Genomic DNA, 14,803 nt, shown 5'->3' with positions numbered 1-14,803 from the left:
AAAACGGTGCATGACGAGAATCCGTGCGCCAAAAAAATGCACACACTGCACCAACACACGCGTTAGGACTCATCAACCGCGACGTCGGCACACAACACGGCGCTGCCATCACGGCGGGCACAGGCCAGTGTCACCTCCCAATCCCGGTCGGGCAACGCCAGATAGGGTTCGGAAGCAACGATTTGACCCGGTCGCGCGATCGCTCTGCGAAAATAGCTGCGATGCGCCCACGACGCCCCTTCGCCCGCTTCAAGCGGAGCGTAGCGCACAGGATCCAGCGGTCGCCGCCAGCGGCAATGGATCGTCGCTCCAAGCTGCATCCCGTGCCGATTGAGGCAATAAAGGCGCAAGAGCGGCTCTGGCGCCGAGTGACACACCCAAGCCCCCAGCGGTTCGCCCCTCGCCCACCGCGTCACAATCTCGGCAAACCAATCGAAAAGGGAGGGGGGCACGACCGGATCGGGCAGGCGGTCCCGGTCGCTGAGCAGCCACTCCTGTTCGCGCGCAGCGCCTTCGCACAGCCAATGTTCCCACGGCGCCGGAACCCCATAGCGATACCCTTGCACCAAATCGACCCCCGCATCGAGCGCACGTTGCGCTTCGTCGGAGTGCTCCACCCCCTCGGCCAGCGCCAACGCCCCTGCTGCATGGATGAAACCGACGAGATGGCGCAAACTCCGTTGCAAGGAGCGCCGCTCCCCGGCCCGGACGAGGAGGGAACGGTCGATCTTGACGATATCGGGTTCCAGAACGAACAACCGTTCGAGATTCGAGCTGCCCGCGCCGAAATCATCGAGTGCAACCAGACACCCCAACGCATGATACAGATCGACTGCCTGCCGCACCACTGTCAAATCATCGATCGCCGCTTCCAACAGTTCGAGGACCAGCGTTTCGGGGGGAATCGCCAGCTGGCGAAGCAGGACCGTGAAGTGGTCCGGATCGGCCACGTCGTGACGGATCGCATGTGGCGAGACGTTGAGAAAGAGCCAAGTAGCCTCGAAGCGCAACCGCGACCAGACCCCAAGATGACGTAAGCGGGCCGCCAGTTCCCGCGCCAAAGCCGCTTCGTCGTCGCCCTCCGCGGCAAGATAGATGAACGGGGGAACGACGCGCGCACCGTCCTGCACACGCAACAGCGCCTCCCATCCCACCACACGACCGTGGGGCACGCTCCAAATCGGTTGCGCGAAACTGGTCAGTGTCAGCTCATGCACGGACATCGGACACCCCCCGCCACCATTCCCGGTAAAGCCGCATCGCCGTCGCCGTGAGCTGCGGTAAATGGTCGGGGATCGCCGCGACGATCGCCTCGGGCGTCTGCACCGACGCGCTCGCTCCAACTCCCTCTTTCGCCCAATCGGCGCACCAGCGCTCAATCATCGCTTCGGTCATCTCCACGTGGCACTGCAATGCCAAATGCGGTCCCAGCGCAAAGGCTTGCTGGGAACAATGGGCGCTAGCCAGCCACCCGATTGCGCCTTCAGGGAGTGAAAAAGTCTCGCCATGCCAATGAAACGCCACAAAGCGTTCGCAATCGCCGAGCCAACGTCGTCCCTCCGATCGGTTGGTCACCCACACCTCGCCCCATCCAATCTCCTTCGTTGGGTTGCGCGTGACGGTTGCCCCTAAAGCCTTTGCCAACAGCTGGCCACCGAGACAGTGACCGATAACGGGCACCCCACTGGCCACCGCCTGGCGGAGCAACCCAAGGAGGGGTTCGATCCACGGCAACGGATCATTGACGCTCATCGGCCCACCCATCAAGCACCAACCGTCATACTGTTCCGGATCCCTCGGAAGCGGTGCCCCTTGATCGATCGCGATGAGGTGCGTTTCTCCTCCTTGCGCTGCGACGAAATCGGCAAAGGTTCCCGGCCCTTCGATCGGGGAAAAGCGTACAATCGCAATCTGTTTCATCGCTATCTCCTGTTCCCATCCGTTCGAACAAATAGCAAACCCCATGCCAACCGCACCTACGCTGCACTGGCTCGCGCTCGACGCGTGCGCGTCGACCAACGACGTTGCCGCACAGCAGGCCGAATCCCTCGCTCCCGGCCATTACCTGGCCGTCACCGCCCAACGGCAGACCGCGGGCCGCGGTCAAAGCGGCCGACGCTGGACGATGCCGGAGGGTGCCGGAATCGCATTCTCGGTGGCAACCCGCCTCCCGCCCCAGACGAACCTCGAAGGCCTTTCGCTTGCGGTGGGCGCGGCGCTTGCCGAACGATTGGAACTGCTCGACCTCCCCGTTCGCCTCAAATGGCCGAACGATCTGCTCGTTGCGGAGCGCAAACTCGGCGGGATCCTCGTCGAAGCGCAATGGCGGGGGCAAGCGCCGCCGATCGTCGTCGTCGGCGTCGGTCTGAACCATCGTGCGGCACCACGACTCGACGACCGAGATCCCTGGACATTGCCCCCCACCGCGCTTGCCGAGCACCTCACGCTCGTTCCCCCTGCTGAAACCCTGCTGCAGACGCTGGTCGGCGCAGTGGTTGCCGTACTCGAAGACTTCCGCTGCGGCGCAGGCTTCACCCCTTGGCAAGCGGCGTGGTGGGCCCGTGCGGCGTGGCGCGACCGTTGGTTGCAACTGCTGCCCGCGCACGAAACGACAGAACCGCATCTCGTCCGCTTGAGCGGCGTCAACGCCCGGGGGGAACTCCAGGTCACCACTGCGGCAGGGGCACACCAGACGCTGACCTCCGCCGCCGCGCGCATTCGCCCTGTGCCGCTCCTCCTCGATCTGGGAAACAGTCGCGGCAAATGGTATTGGCGGGACGACGCGCAAGGGGCGTTTGCGTACGACGACACGGCACTCGAAGCATGGTGGCAGCAGCTCACCCCGTTGCTGTCCACGATTCCGTGCGTCGTCGGTGTCAGCGTCACCACACCGTCCCGTACCCAGGCGATCACTGCCCGCTTTGCCGCGCATCGCATCCCATGCCATTGGATCGCGCCGAGCCAGCACGGTGCGGGCGTCCTTAACCAGTACCGCAATCCCCAACAGCTGGGCGCCGATCGCTGGGTCACCGCGGTTGGAGCATGGCACGCTGGGTTGGCGCCAGCGGTGATCGTCGGTTGTGGCACCGCGACCACGCTCGACTGGCTCGACGAAACCGGCGCGTTTCGCGGTGGCGCGATTCTGCCTGGCATCGACGCGATGTTCGCTGCGCTCGCAGCCCGCACCGCGCGACTCCCACAGCTCGACCCGCGCCGCGCCGTCGACCAGATCGCGACGGCTCCGTTTCCCCCCACCGATACCGAAACCGCGATCGCCACCGGTGTCTGGCTGGCGCAAAAGGGGGCGATCGCGGCATTCACGGCGCAGGTAGCCAAACAGACTTCGATCCTGCCGCGCGTGATCCTGCACGGCGGCGCCGCACCGCTCCTCTCCCCCCACGTAGACATCCCGCATGAGGTGCGCGATAATTTACTTTTCCTGGGCCTTGCCGCGCTTGCGTGCGCGCAGCCGGAGTCGCACCCCCCTCAGACACCGCCCGAACCACCGACCGGCCCCTCTACACCGTCAACACACAACGAGGAGACATCATGACCGAACCCACCCGCATCCTGCTCCCCGAAAACGAGATCCCGACTCACTGGTACAACATCGTCGCCGACATGCCCAACCCCCCCGCACCACCGCTTGGGCCAGATGGCAAGCCGGTGACGCCCGAACAGATGGGTGCAATCTTTCCCGAACCGCTCCTTGCGCAGGAGATGAGCAGCGAACGGTGGATCCCGATCCCGGACGCGGTGCGAGACGCTTACCGCATCTGGCGTCCTTCGCCGCTCGTGCGCGCGGTCCGGCTCGAACAAGCGCTGAACACCCCGGCCAAGCTTTTCTTCAAGTACGAAGGCGTCTCGCCCTCTGGTTCGCACAAACCCAACTCCGCGGTTCCTCAGGCCTACTACAACCAACTGGTCGGCATCAAGCGGCTCACGACCGAGACCGGTGCCGGTCAATGGGGCAGCTCGATCGCGTTCGCCGGCCAAAAATTCGGTCTCGAAGTGCGGGTCTATATGGTGAAAGTGAGTTACGAGCAAAAACCCTACCGCCGCATCCTCATGCAGACCTGGGGCGCCGAGGTCTTCCCCAGCCCATCGCCCCACACGCAGACGGGGCGAGCGATCCTCGAACGCGAACCCGACAATCCCGGTTCGCTCGGCATCGCAATCTCCGAAGCAGTGGAAGAAGCCGCGAGCCGCGCTGACACCAACTACACCTTGGGGTCGGTCCTCAACCACGTGCTGCTGCACCAAACCGTGATCGGACTAGAAGCCAAAAAACAGTTCGAACTGCTGGGGCTTTACCCCGACGTGATCTTTGGTCCGTGCGGCGGCGGTTCGAGCTTCGGCGGCATCGCCTTCCCGTTCTTGGCCGACAAAATCGCGGGTGACAAACGGGCGGAGCACCTGCGCTGTGTCGCGGTCGAACCCACCTCCTGCCCCACCCTCACGAAAGGGGTCTATGCGTACGATTTCGGTGACGCGTCGGGATTCACGCCGCTCATGCAGATGTACACGCTGGGACACGACTTCATGCCCCCGGGCATCCACGCGGGCGGTCTTCGCTACCACGGCGATTCGCCCCTCGTCTCCCAGCTCTACCACGAAGGGTTGCTGGAGGCACGTGCGGTGCCGCAAGTCGCAACGTTCGAAGCGGGCGTCCTCTTCGCCCGCACCGAAGGGATCCTCCCCGCGCCGGAGTCGTGCCACGCGATTCGCGCTGCGATCGACGAAGCGCTGGCGTGCAAAGAGAGCGGAGAGCCGAAAGTGATCCTCTTCAACCTCACCGGACACGGCCACTTCGACCTCTCCGCGTACGACAAATATCTGCGCGGCGAACTCGAAGACTTCGAATACCCCGCCGAAGCCATCGAAGCGTCGCTGGCGCATCTCCCCAAAGTCGCTGCGCCGACCGCGTGACCGCAGTTGCGGCAGTCGCAAGCAATGCGGTTCGCGATCGCGCTCCTCTTGGTGATCAACGCGCTGCTTTTCGCCGCGCAAAGCGGCCTCGTCTCGCTTCCTGAACCGCCGCGGCCGCAACCGCTGCCGCAACCCCTGCGCAGCGACGCGCTCCAACTCGTTGCCGCAACCGTAGTCGAATACACGCCGGATGGCGCGCATACCCACCGCGACGCAGTAGCGGCAGCCCAATCGCCAATAACACCCCCCCAAACGCCCCCCGCTACTGCACGATCGGAAGTGGCTGCGCGCCCCGCCGACCCGGTCACTGCGGCACTGGCCGGCGCAGCGCCGGAAACCGAAGCAGCCGCACTGGTGGCCCCTACCGCACCCCCCCCTCCAGCGGTCATTACGCACGATACGATCGCGCAAGACAAGCCTCAACCCTCTCTGGAAGCGGTAGCGCCGGCACAGGAACCTGCCGCCGCTTCGGCACCGCAACCACCATCCACGCCGACTCAGCCCGCATCCCCTTTGCCTGAGCACGCCGCGCACGAAACGCATCCAGCTTCCAACACTGTGGCACCACAACCGCCAACAACACCAACAGTCAAAACGCCCGTGCTGCTTTGCCGCCGAACGGACGCCACTGCGGACGAACGCCGCATCTTGGACGAACTGGCCCAGACCGTACCCGGTGTGCAACTCACCGCAACGGCGGAACCGGTGGTCGAATCGTGGTGGGTGGCTACTCCGAAAGCGGCCAATGAAAAACGGGCCCGACAACAAGCGGAAACCCTGCGGCAAAAAGGGGTAACCGATCTCTTCATCGTGCGGGACCCCGGCCCCCATCAGTGGCGCATCTCCTTGGGTATTTTCCGCACCCGTGATCGCGCCGAAAATCTGGTGCGGCTGCTGCGGCAAAAAGGGGTGAGCGAGATCGAGATTCTGCCCCGAACCCAATCGGAGCACTTCACGATTCTGGCCAAAGGGCCCGAACCGGCCCTGGAACGCTTCTTGGGTCGAGCGCAGGCCCGGTTACCCCGCCACAACTGGGAGGCGTGCCGATGACCCCAAAACCCTACCTCGTCGGGCTCACCGGCGGCATCGGCTCCGGTAAAAGCACGGCAGCCGAACACTTTGCGCACCTGGGCGCGGGTGTGATCGACACCGACGCGATCGCCCACGAACTCACCGCCGCAAATGGCGCGGCGATCCCCGCGATTCGTAAGGCGTTCGGCACCCAGGTGCTCACCCCAACCGGTGCGTTGGACCGAGCGGCGATGCGCGCACTCGCCTTCTCCGACCCGGCAGCACGCAAACGGCTGGAGGCGATTCTCCACCCGATGATCCGCGATATCGTCACCCACCGGATCAGCGCGCTGGCGCCCCACCACCCGTATCTCATCTTGGTCGTGCCGCTTCTTGTCGAAACCGGGGCGTACCAAACGCTCATCGACCGCCTTCTGGTGGTCGATTGCCCGCAGGAACAGCAGATCAGCCGGGTCAAAGCGCGTTCGGGGTTACCTGAGGAACAGATCGCCGCAATTTTGGCGGCACAAGCCTCGCGCGCCGAGCGGCTGGCCGCGGCGCACGATGTGATCGACAATAGCGGCGACCGCGCCTACCTCGAAGCGCAGATCGAAGCGCTGCACCGGCAATACCTCGCTGCAGCGGGAGGTACTGTGGCAGAAGGCGCAGCGCCAGGCGGCGTAGCAGCAGAAGGCGCTACGCGGGGAGCCGTACGATGATCCGTTTCGAATTCCCGCTCACCGAACAGGTACGCACCTGGTTGCGACTGGAGGCCACGTGGAGCCGTTGGCGCCACTTCGCTCAGGCGAACACCCCGGACGACCACCACGCCGCCCTGATGGCGCTCTTCGAATGCGTCGATATCGCCGGACGCAGCGACCTCAAGCGGCACCTCATCGCCGCGTTGGAGGCCCTCTGTGCCGCACCGACCGCTCAGGAAACGACGAGCCAACGGCCGCGCCGCATCGCGCTGCACGAACCGGTTGCCCAGGCGTTGGCACTGATCGACGCGTTGCGCCAGCAACCCGGACGGATCGACCACGTGATGCGCACGCAGCCGCTTTTGAACGCGCTGCGCACCCGCGCGCACGTCTCAGGCGGCGTCTGCGCGTTCGACCTCCCGACCTACCACTTCTGGCTCAACCTGAGCGCCGAAAAGCGCCGCGCCGATCTCGACGCCTGGGCGCAACCGTTGCACCCCCTCCTGGACGCGATTGCCTGCGTCTTGGCGCACCTGCGGGCACAAAGCACGCCGCAGACCCATACCGCAGCCAACGGCTGCTACCAGCAACCACTCGACGGGAGACTGCCGAGCCTCATCCAAGTGTGGATCGACTCCGCGCATCGCGTCGTTCCCAAGGTTTCCGCGAACAAATACCAGTTCAACCTCCACTTCATCCCCGTGACCGACGAAGGCGGCATCGGCACGGAAGCGGTGAGCACCCAAACGGTTCCCTTCGCGCTTACGCTCTGCTATTGACCATGCAACCAACCGCGGATCGCCGCGATCCCGTGCGCCCCGGCGCTGAGCGCGTGCGGCAATTCGGCTGCCGTAAGCCCCCCGATCGCAAAGACCGGCACGGGAGGCGCCGCGATCAACGCGGAAAAGCGCGACCAACCAAGCGGCGCGCGCTCCGGATGGCTTTGGGTCGCTGCAACCGGCCCCACCACCCAGTAGTCGGCGTTTAGCGCCTCCGCAACCGCCCGTTCCGAAGCATCATGGACTGACACGCCCAACAGCAACCCGTACCGCAGTACGGGCCGCTTTGCACCGCGTGCCAACAGCGTGCGCGCTGCTTGCGCCGAGAGGTGGCAGCCGTCGGCGCCAACCGCATCCGCCCATTCGGGCGGCCCATTGACGACGACCCGTTCCGCACCCGCCTCGCGTGCGATCGCCACCAACTGCGCGATTCCCAACCGTGACCACTCCGCGGCCGCATTATCCCCCGCCTCCGCCCCCGGGTCGGGCCGCTTTTCCCGAATTTGCGCGATCACCGCACCGTGGGCACGCGCCGCCCGAATCGACGCGGCCCATCGCGCCGCAGCGTCGTGCCACGCAGGCGACCCCACCGGCGCTCCTCTCGATGCGGCGGTAACCTGAGAGACCACCATCAACCGCGGCAGCACAAGCGCCTCGGCTACCGGCGTGTTCGCCGGAAGCATCGGCGCCACCGACCACGCGCCGGGCGTCTGCCACGTCAGCACCGCATGGACGTGCGGTTGCGGCGTACCACGCCACCCCCAGACCTGGAAAAAGTGCAAGGTCACATCGGCGTGCGCGTAGCGGTGGCGGCGACACAACCAGGGGGCGATGCGCGCTGCGGTTAGCTCAAGCCCCAACTCTTCGCGCAGTTCGCGAATGAGCGCCTCACGCGGCGTTTCCCCCGCTTCGATTTTCCCGCCAGGAAACTCCCAATAACCGGGATAGAAGGTGTCCGGCGCACGTTGCCCGAGGAGCACCGAACCCGACTCGTTCCACAGCACGGCCGCGGCAACCGCCACGCGCTTCATCGCGCGTGCCCTTCCGTTCGGTCTGCACCCAGTCCATGCCGTCCCGCCCAATCGCGCGCGAATTGCCACGCCACCCGGCCAGAACGCGACCCGCGCTCGATCGCCCAGACCAGCGCCTCTTGCCGTGCCGCCGCGATCTGGGCGTCGCTCGCACCAAAATGGCGCAACCAGGTCGCCACGATCTCCAAGTATGCCGCTTGGGAAAAGGGATAGAACGACACCCAGAGCCCGAAGCGCTCCGAAAGCGAAATCTTCTCTTCCGTTGCCTCGGCGGGATGCACCTCGCCGCCTACGTGTCGGGTCGCTTCGTTTTCGCTGAAATACTCCGGCATCAGGTGGCGGCGGTTCGACGTCGCGTAAATCAGCACATTCTCGGGCTGCGCCCAAACCGAACCGTCGAGCACGCTCTTCAACGTCTTGTACGCTGCCTCTCCCGGCTCGAACGACAGATCGTCGATGAAGAGCACGAAGCGCCACGGGGCGTCTGCAACCCGCTCCAACAGACGGGGCAGTTCGACGAGATCCCCTTTTTCGATCTCGATCAAGCGCAACCCCTGCGCGGCATATTCGGTCAAGAGCGCTTTGACAAGCGACGACTTGCCGCACCCGCGCGCTCCGGTCAGCAACACGTTGTTCGCAGGCAACCCGCGCAAAAACTGCTCGGTGTTCGCCACCACACGCGCTTTTTGCGTGTCGATCTCACGCAGATCGGCCAAACGGAGTCGGTGTGGATGGCGCACGGGCTCCAAGCTCACCCGAACCCCAACCCTCCGCAACCAAAAAGCGTCGGCAGCGGCCCAGTCGGGCGCTACGAGCGGGGCCCCAGGGTTCGTCGCTTCGAGCGCCACCGCGATCCGCTCCAAAATGGGAACCATCGCTTCCCATGCCATCATGTTGCGATCGAAAACCATTGCGTTCCTCCACACGAACACGCCGCATTGTACCGATCCCGGCGCATGTGACGCGCTACGGCCGCCGCCGCGTCGCCCACCACACGATCCCAACCAGCACCGCGACCACGAGCAACTCGATCCCAGCCACCCACATCGCACAATCCTCCCCGCGTTCGTTTATACTGCCCCGATCATACGCCACAAACCCAACCGTTTGGGAACCCGAACCGTGATACGACGCCGCGCAATCGAACCGCAAAAGGGGCCTTTTCGCCTACGCATTCGCCGTTTCCCGCCCCAGCGCTTTCCGCGTGCACGCCGCTTCTTGGCGCCCCTCCTCTTTGTCGCGACGGCGCTCACCGGCTGTCAAACGGCTCAACAGCCACCGCTTTGCCTCCCCGAAACGGCGCACGCACCGATCGAGCAGCCTGCGGCACCCAAACCGGTTCCGGGCACGCTCACCGCACAGCCCAGCGACTGGGCGGAACTTCCCGGCACCGCGCACGACACCCTAGAAGGCGCACTCACCGCGTTGGCCCGCGCCTGCCCCACCCTCAGCAACCGGTACCGCGAATGGCAGCCTCTGTGCGCGGGTTTGCCCACGAACGCCCCGTTACCCGAGCAGCGGGCATGGCTCCAGACCCACCTGCAACCGTGGCAACTCACAGCCCACACCGCCGATGGCCAGCGCACGACGGGACTCCTGACCGGCTATTTCGAACCGGTGATCGCCGCAAGCCGCACGCCACGCCCGGACCACCCCTTTCCGATCCACGCTCCGCCGCCGGACCTGGTCACCGTCGCGCTCGAAAGCGTCGTACCCGAGACCCGCCACCTTCGTCTCAAAGGGCGGCTGGTCGGCAACCGCGTCGTGCCGTACTACAGTCGCGGCGAAATCATCGCGATGGGCACACGGTTTCCTGCTCCCGTCCTCTTTTGGGCGAAAGACCCGCTCGACCTCTTCTTCCTCCACATCCAAGGGTCGGGGCGCTTGCGCTTGGCGGAAGGAGGCGAAGCGCGCATCGGCTATGCCGACCACAACGGCCACCCCTACCGTTCGATCGGACGGCTCTTGGTCGCGCGCGGCGAACTGCCCCTCGAACGCGCGTCATTGACTGGAATCCGCGCGTGGCTCGAAACCCACCCGCACGCGCGCGATGCGCTCCTAGCGGAAAACCCCAGCTACGTCTTTTTCCGCGAACTTCCGCCCCCAAGTAGCGACCCCGCCGACGGTCCCGTAGGCGCGCTCGGCGTGCCACTCGTTGCGCAACGCAGCGTCGCGGTCGACCCGCGGTTCCTGCCGCTTGGCGCACCGCTGTGGCTCTACGCCCCGAACGCGCCCCAACCGCTCGCGCAATTGGTCGTCGCGCTCGACACCGGCGGCGCGATCCAAGGGCCTCTGCGCGGCGACTTCTACTGGGGGAGTGGGCACGCGGCGGGCGCACGCGCGGGACGCACCAAAGCAGACGCCACCTGGTGGCTGCTTTGGCCCCGGGGCGCCAATCCGCCGGTTACCCGCAACGCGCCGCTTGCGGCAACAGCACGGTAAAGACGGCCCCCCCTTTGGGGCCACGTCGATAGCGAACTTCACCGCCGTTTACGCGCACCAGCTCATGCACCAAGTAGAGCCCAAGCCCGGTCCCGTTGGCGCGGCCGGAGACGAACGGCTCGAACAGCCGCTCGGCAAGCTCGTCGGCTACACCAGGTCCGTCATCGGCCACCGTGAGGCACACCTGCTCGTTCGCTGCCGAGACGGTCACCTGCACCGCGCCCGGTTGCGCCGAGGCAAAGGCCAACGCGTTGCGGACCAAATTGTCGACGATCGTCTGGAGGTGGCGCACATCCACCCACGCCGCGATCGCGTCGCTGCCCTGCACCGAAACGCGCGTTTGCTCCGGCTTGGGCAACTCCGAACACCAACGGCGTAGCCACGCTACCAACGGAACCGCCTCAGGGTTTGGGGGCTGCTGTCTTCCCAGCAGCAGCACCTCGTCGATCAGATGGACGATGCGCGCCGCGTTGCGCTCGGCCAACGCAACCAGCTCCCCGCGTTCGCTGCTCGTTGCGGCATCGCGCAAGAGGTCGAGCGCCTGCATCACCCCGGCCAGGGGATTGCGCACCTCATGCGCCACCCCGGCAAGCAGCAAACCCAGTGACGCCAGCCGCTCCTGCCGGAACGCGCGCTGCACTCCGGCAAAATCGGAGAGAAAGAGCAACCACACCCCGTTGCGATCCGGCATCCCGCCTTTCAGCCGCCACAAACGCCCGTTCTGGCGCCACCACCGCTCCTCACCAGGATGAATCGGCTCAGGCAGGACTTCGGTAAGCGGCTTGTCACTCGGGTCTTCCCCCAACCACGCCACGACGCGGGGGGAGGCGTAGCGGACCACCCCCTGCGCATCGACCCACAACACTCCGTCCGCGAGCTCCTGAACGATGCGATCGTTTACCGTACGCTGCCACGCGAGCAACGCCTGTTGCGCCTGGTGCGCCGCCTCGGTTTGCCGCAGCCGCGTCCCCAACCGCTGCGCCAACCACGCCGCAACGAAAAGCGCTCCACCCGCCGCACCGACCAAAAACGGATCGGTTGCCGCCCACCCTTGCCAGAGCCGCCACAGGTTCTCCCCGAGCAAAGCGAGCGCCGCGACCGCGGCATGAAAGAGCGCGATTTTCGGCACCGCTTCGAGCGCCGCCACCACAACCAGCACGAACAACAGCGTCGGCAACCCAGAGGCGAACCCGCCGCTTGTCGCCAGCAACGCGGCAAACGCAAGGGCATCGACCACCGCGGCCGCCACCGCCTTGTGCGCGGCAACGAGTGTCGCACTGGGCCATACCGTCAGTGCCACCGCAACGGCCAGATAACACGCCGCGGTGAAGAAAAAGAGCGAAGGCGCCTCCCGCCCCAACCCCATCGTCGGGCCACCGACCAAGAGCAACCCGGCAATGACCAACCGCAGCGCGTCGCTGGCGCGTTTCAACGTCCAGGAACGCGACAGAGCAGTGCCGTCACCGGGATCCAAGTTGGCGGTGTTCATCACAACAGAAGTAACGCCCGTTCCGCATTTTGGCTTCGCTCTTGGGGATCAGCACACCACAACGGGCGCACGCCACCAACGCATCTTCCCGCACCGCATTTTCCGGCGCGTCCGCTGCAGCAGGGGGTTCTTGCGTCCGACCCCACCGCCAGCCCCATGGGCGCTCCTGCCTCGGCGCTTGCGGCGCCTGCCAACGGCGCTGGACCCACCAGAGTACGCCCGCCACCACCACGAGCAAAACCAAGTATTTCATCACGCTTCCTTGCCTTTCCGGCCACAACCGGCAACCAACCGCTGCCCCGCGGCATCAAGCGTTTCATCGCGCTTCGCGAAACAAAATCGGATGACGCCGTCGTCGCGGTGGTCGTGGTAAAACGCCGAAACCGGGATCGCCGCAACCCCTACCGTCTCGGTCAGCCAGCGGACGAACGCCGTATCGGGTTCGTGCCGGAAATCGGGATGGTGCGCCAACTGAAAGTAGGTTCCCTGTGCGGGCAGCAGGGTGAACCCCGCTTGCGTCAGCCAACCCCGCAAACGGTCCCGTTTTTGCTGGTAAAACGCCGCCAACCCCTCATAATGCGCCGGTTCGGCCACATAGTCGGCCAACGCCCACTGCTCCGCGTGGCTCACCGTAAAGACGTCGAACTGATGCACGCGGCGAAACTCGGCCATCAGTGGCGCTGCGCCCACCACGTACCCGATCTTCCAACCGGTGACGTGAAACGTCTTGCCAAAACTGAATACCGCCAGCGCCCGCCCCGCAAGCCCCGGTTGTCGCAACACGCTCTCGTGCCGCTCCCCATCGAAGACGATGTGTTCATAGACTTCGTCGGCAAGCACCATCGCATCACTGCCGTCGAGCCGCTCGGCGAGCGCCGCCCAATCGGCTTCGCGCCAGATCGCGCCCGTGGGGTTGTGCGGCGTATTCACCACCACGAGGCGTGTCCGCGCGGAGAAGCAACGATCGAACGTCCCCCAATCGGGTGTATAGGTAGGGGGAAGCAGCGGCACGTAGCGCACCATGCCACCCGCCAGACGTACCGCAGGCGCGTAGGAATCGTACGCTGGTTCGAAGAGGATCACCTCGTCGCCCGGATGGACCAACGCGTGGATCGCCGAAAAGAGCGCCTGCGTCGCCCCTGCGGTCACCGTGATCTCGGTCTCCGGGTCCACCGCAAGCCCATAGCAGCGCGCAAGCTTCGCCGCGATCGCCTCACGCAGCGCTGGCACACCCGCCATCGGCGGATATTGATTCTTGCCCGCACCCAGCCAATGCGCCACCCGCTCCAACAGCGCCGGGTCGGGGTCGAAATCGGGAAACCCCTGCGACAGGTTGATCGCCCCATGCGCCTGCGCGAGTGCGCTCATCACGGTGAAGATGGTCGTACCCACCTCGGGGAGCTTACTGCGCGGCGCCACCGTTGCGGTAAGCCGCGCACCGCCCCGTTCAGGCTTCGGGGTTGGCACCACTCATCACCTCCAAGATTTGCAGCACCGCGATCGAATCCTCTTCCCCTTTGCCCGATCCCACCACCGCGTTGAAGAGCTGCGCAGCAACCGCGGACGTAAGCGCCGGCACGTTCAAACGGTGCGCCTCGTCGAGCACGATTCTCATATCCTTCTGGTGCATCCACGCCTTGAATCCAGGCCGGAAGTTGCGCGCCAACATCCGTGCCCCGTGGTTTTCGAGTACCTTGGAGTAGGCCGAACCCCCCAAAAGCGCTTCGCGAACCCGAGCGGGATCGACCCCTGCCGCGCGCGCCAAGTTGAGCGCTTCCGCTACCGCGACCACCGTGACCCCAGTGAGCACCTGATTGCACGCTTTCGCAACCTGCCCGGCGCCACTCGCGCCCACGTAGGTCACCCTCTTGCCCATCGCTTCGAAAAAGGGCAATACCTCGTGAAACGCTGCCTCGTCGCCCCCCACCATGATCGTGAGCGTGCCTTCGATCGCGCCCACCTCGCCACCGGACACCGGCGCATCGAGCATCCGCACCCCTCGTTCCGCAAGCTGCGCGGCGATCGCTTTCGCCGCACCCGGCGCGATCGTGCTCATATCGACGTGGATATGGCCCGCTCGCGCACCGTGCACGACACCGTTCGGCCCCAACGTCACCTCGGCAACGTCCGGCGCATCGGCCACCATCGAAATCGTCACCGGCACCGCTTCGGCAAGCGCCGCGGGCGACGCCGCCCCGTGTGCGCCCGCATCGAGCAACGGCTGCATCGACGCTGCGCGCCGCGCCCAGACATGGACTTCGAATCCAGCCTTCAACAAGTTCAACGCCATCGGCCGGCCCATCAACCCCAGACCGATGAAACCCACTTTTTGGTTCGCCATCGCGATTCCTCCTTTACCTACCTTCCGGGGTTGGTGCAACCATTATCGCATAGAGCCCGTCGCGCCAAAATCGGGCACAA

Annotated in this window: 14 protein-coding genes; 6 read left to right on the top strand and 8 right to left on the bottom strand. The window is 65.4% G+C overall.

Features of this window, described 5'->3' with window-relative positions:
* Positions 1-62: 62 nt before the first annotated feature.
* Together ACYQ4Z_RS01855 and ACYQ4Z_RS01850 are read right to left on the bottom strand one after the other, a co-directional pair.
* Positions 63-1,223, bottom strand: a complete 1,161-nt coding sequence (locus ACYQ4Z_RS01855; RefSeq protein WP_459859877.1) for a sensor domain-containing phosphodiesterase — start codon at positions 1,221-1,223, stop codon at positions 63-65.
* Positions 1,210-1,920, bottom strand: coding sequence for a type 1 glutamine amidotransferase (locus ACYQ4Z_RS01850; RefSeq protein WP_217125604.1), 711 nt, complete (start codon positions 1,918-1,920; stop codon positions 1,210-1,212). Before ACYQ4Z_RS01850 ends, ACYQ4Z_RS01855 begins: the two co-directional genes overlap by 14 nt.
* A 43-nt stretch (positions 1,921-1,963) precedes the next feature.
* On the opposite strand from ACYQ4Z_RS01850, the gene ACYQ4Z_RS01845 reads away from it, so the two are divergent.
* Genes ACYQ4Z_RS01845 through zapD form a run of 5 tightly spaced genes read left to right on the top strand, consistent with a single transcriptional unit; the run spans position 1,964 to position 7,420 of the window.
* Positions 1,964-3,553: a biotin--[acetyl-CoA-carboxylase] ligase gene (locus tag ACYQ4Z_RS01845; protein ID WP_459859876.1), complete on the top strand. Its 1,590-nt coding sequence runs from the start codon at positions 1,964-1,966 to the stop codon at positions 3,551-3,553.
* The gene (locus ACYQ4Z_RS01840) at positions 3,550-4,929 is read left to right on the top strand and encodes a TrpB-like pyridoxal phosphate-dependent enzyme (RefSeq protein ID WP_459859875.1); all 1,380 of its coding nucleotides are present in this window, start codon (positions 3,550-3,552) and stop codon (positions 4,927-4,929) included. Before ACYQ4Z_RS01845 ends, ACYQ4Z_RS01840 begins: the two co-directional genes overlap by 4 nt.
* A 24-nt stretch (positions 4,930-4,953) precedes the next feature.
* The gene (locus tag ACYQ4Z_RS01835) at positions 4,954-5,979 is read left to right on the top strand and encodes an SPOR domain-containing protein (RefSeq protein ID WP_119334623.1); all 1,026 of its coding nucleotides are present in this window, start codon (positions 4,954-4,956) and stop codon (positions 5,977-5,979) included.
* On the top strand, positions 5,976-6,659 hold the full coding sequence (gene coaE, locus ACYQ4Z_RS01830; RefSeq protein ID WP_119334622.1) for a dephospho-CoA kinase: 684 nt from the start codon (positions 5,976-5,978) through the stop codon (positions 6,657-6,659). Before ACYQ4Z_RS01835 ends, coaE begins: the two co-directional genes overlap by 4 nt.
* A complete protein-coding gene (gene zapD, locus ACYQ4Z_RS01825) occupies positions 6,656-7,420 on the top strand; it encodes a cell division protein ZapD (protein WP_459859874.1) in 765 nt (254 codons plus the stop codon). Before coaE ends, zapD begins: the two co-directional genes overlap by 4 nt.
* Here zapD and ACYQ4Z_RS01820 read toward each other — a convergent pair.
* Both ACYQ4Z_RS01820 and ACYQ4Z_RS01815 read right to left on the bottom strand, forming a co-directional pair.
* Positions 7,414-8,451 (bottom strand): Nudix family hydrolase, encoded by a 1,038-nt coding sequence (locus ACYQ4Z_RS01820; RefSeq protein WP_459859873.1) that lies wholly within the window; start codon positions 8,449-8,451, stop codon positions 7,414-7,416. The two genes, zapD and ACYQ4Z_RS01820, sit on opposite strands and share 7 nt — an antisense overlap.
* Positions 8,448-9,326, bottom strand: a complete 879-nt coding sequence (locus ACYQ4Z_RS01815; protein ID WP_438438944.1) for an ATP-binding protein — start codon at positions 9,324-9,326, stop codon at positions 8,448-8,450. Before ACYQ4Z_RS01815 ends, ACYQ4Z_RS01820 begins: the two co-directional genes overlap by 4 nt.
* 16 nt (positions 9,327-9,342) lie before the next feature.
* On the opposite strand from ACYQ4Z_RS01815, the gene mltA reads away from it, so the two are divergent.
* A complete protein-coding gene (gene mltA / locus ACYQ4Z_RS01810) occupies positions 9,343-10,893 on the top strand; it encodes a murein transglycosylase A (RefSeq protein ID WP_459859871.1) in 1,551 nt (516 codons plus the stop codon).
* Here mltA and ACYQ4Z_RS01805 read toward each other — a convergent pair.
* Genes ACYQ4Z_RS01805 through ACYQ4Z_RS01790 form a run of 4 tightly spaced genes read right to left on the bottom strand, consistent with a single transcriptional unit; the run spans position 10,856 to position 14,723 of the window.
* Positions 10,856-12,382 carry an ATP-binding protein gene (locus ACYQ4Z_RS01805; protein ID WP_459859870.1) on the bottom strand — a complete coding sequence of 509 codons (1,527 nt, stop codon included), beginning with the start codon at positions 12,380-12,382 and terminating at the stop codon, positions 10,856-10,858. The two genes, mltA and ACYQ4Z_RS01805, sit on opposite strands and share 38 nt — an antisense overlap.
* Positions 12,354-12,635, bottom strand: coding sequence for a PP0621 family protein (locus ACYQ4Z_RS01800; protein ID WP_438438689.1), 282 nt, complete (start codon positions 12,633-12,635; stop codon positions 12,354-12,356). Before ACYQ4Z_RS01800 ends, ACYQ4Z_RS01805 begins: the two co-directional genes overlap by 29 nt.
* Positions 12,635-13,849 carry a methionine aminotransferase gene (locus tag ACYQ4Z_RS01795; RefSeq protein WP_459859868.1) on the bottom strand — a complete coding sequence of 405 codons (1,215 nt, stop codon included), beginning with the start codon at positions 13,847-13,849 and terminating at the stop codon, positions 12,635-12,637. The genes ACYQ4Z_RS01800 and ACYQ4Z_RS01795 overlap by 1 nt, the downstream gene beginning before the upstream one ends.
* Positions 13,830-14,723, bottom strand: coding sequence for an NAD(P)-dependent oxidoreductase (locus ACYQ4Z_RS01790; RefSeq protein WP_459859866.1), 894 nt, complete (start codon positions 14,721-14,723; stop codon positions 13,830-13,832). The genes ACYQ4Z_RS01795 and ACYQ4Z_RS01790 overlap by 20 nt, the downstream gene beginning before the upstream one ends.
* Between the last annotated feature and the right edge of the window lie 80 nt (positions 14,724-14,803).

This window comes from Hydrogenophilus hirschii (assembly GCF_054656675.1).
The sequence above is the reverse complement of the archived record's forward strand: the minus strand, read 5'-3'. Positions and strand labels throughout refer to the sequence as shown.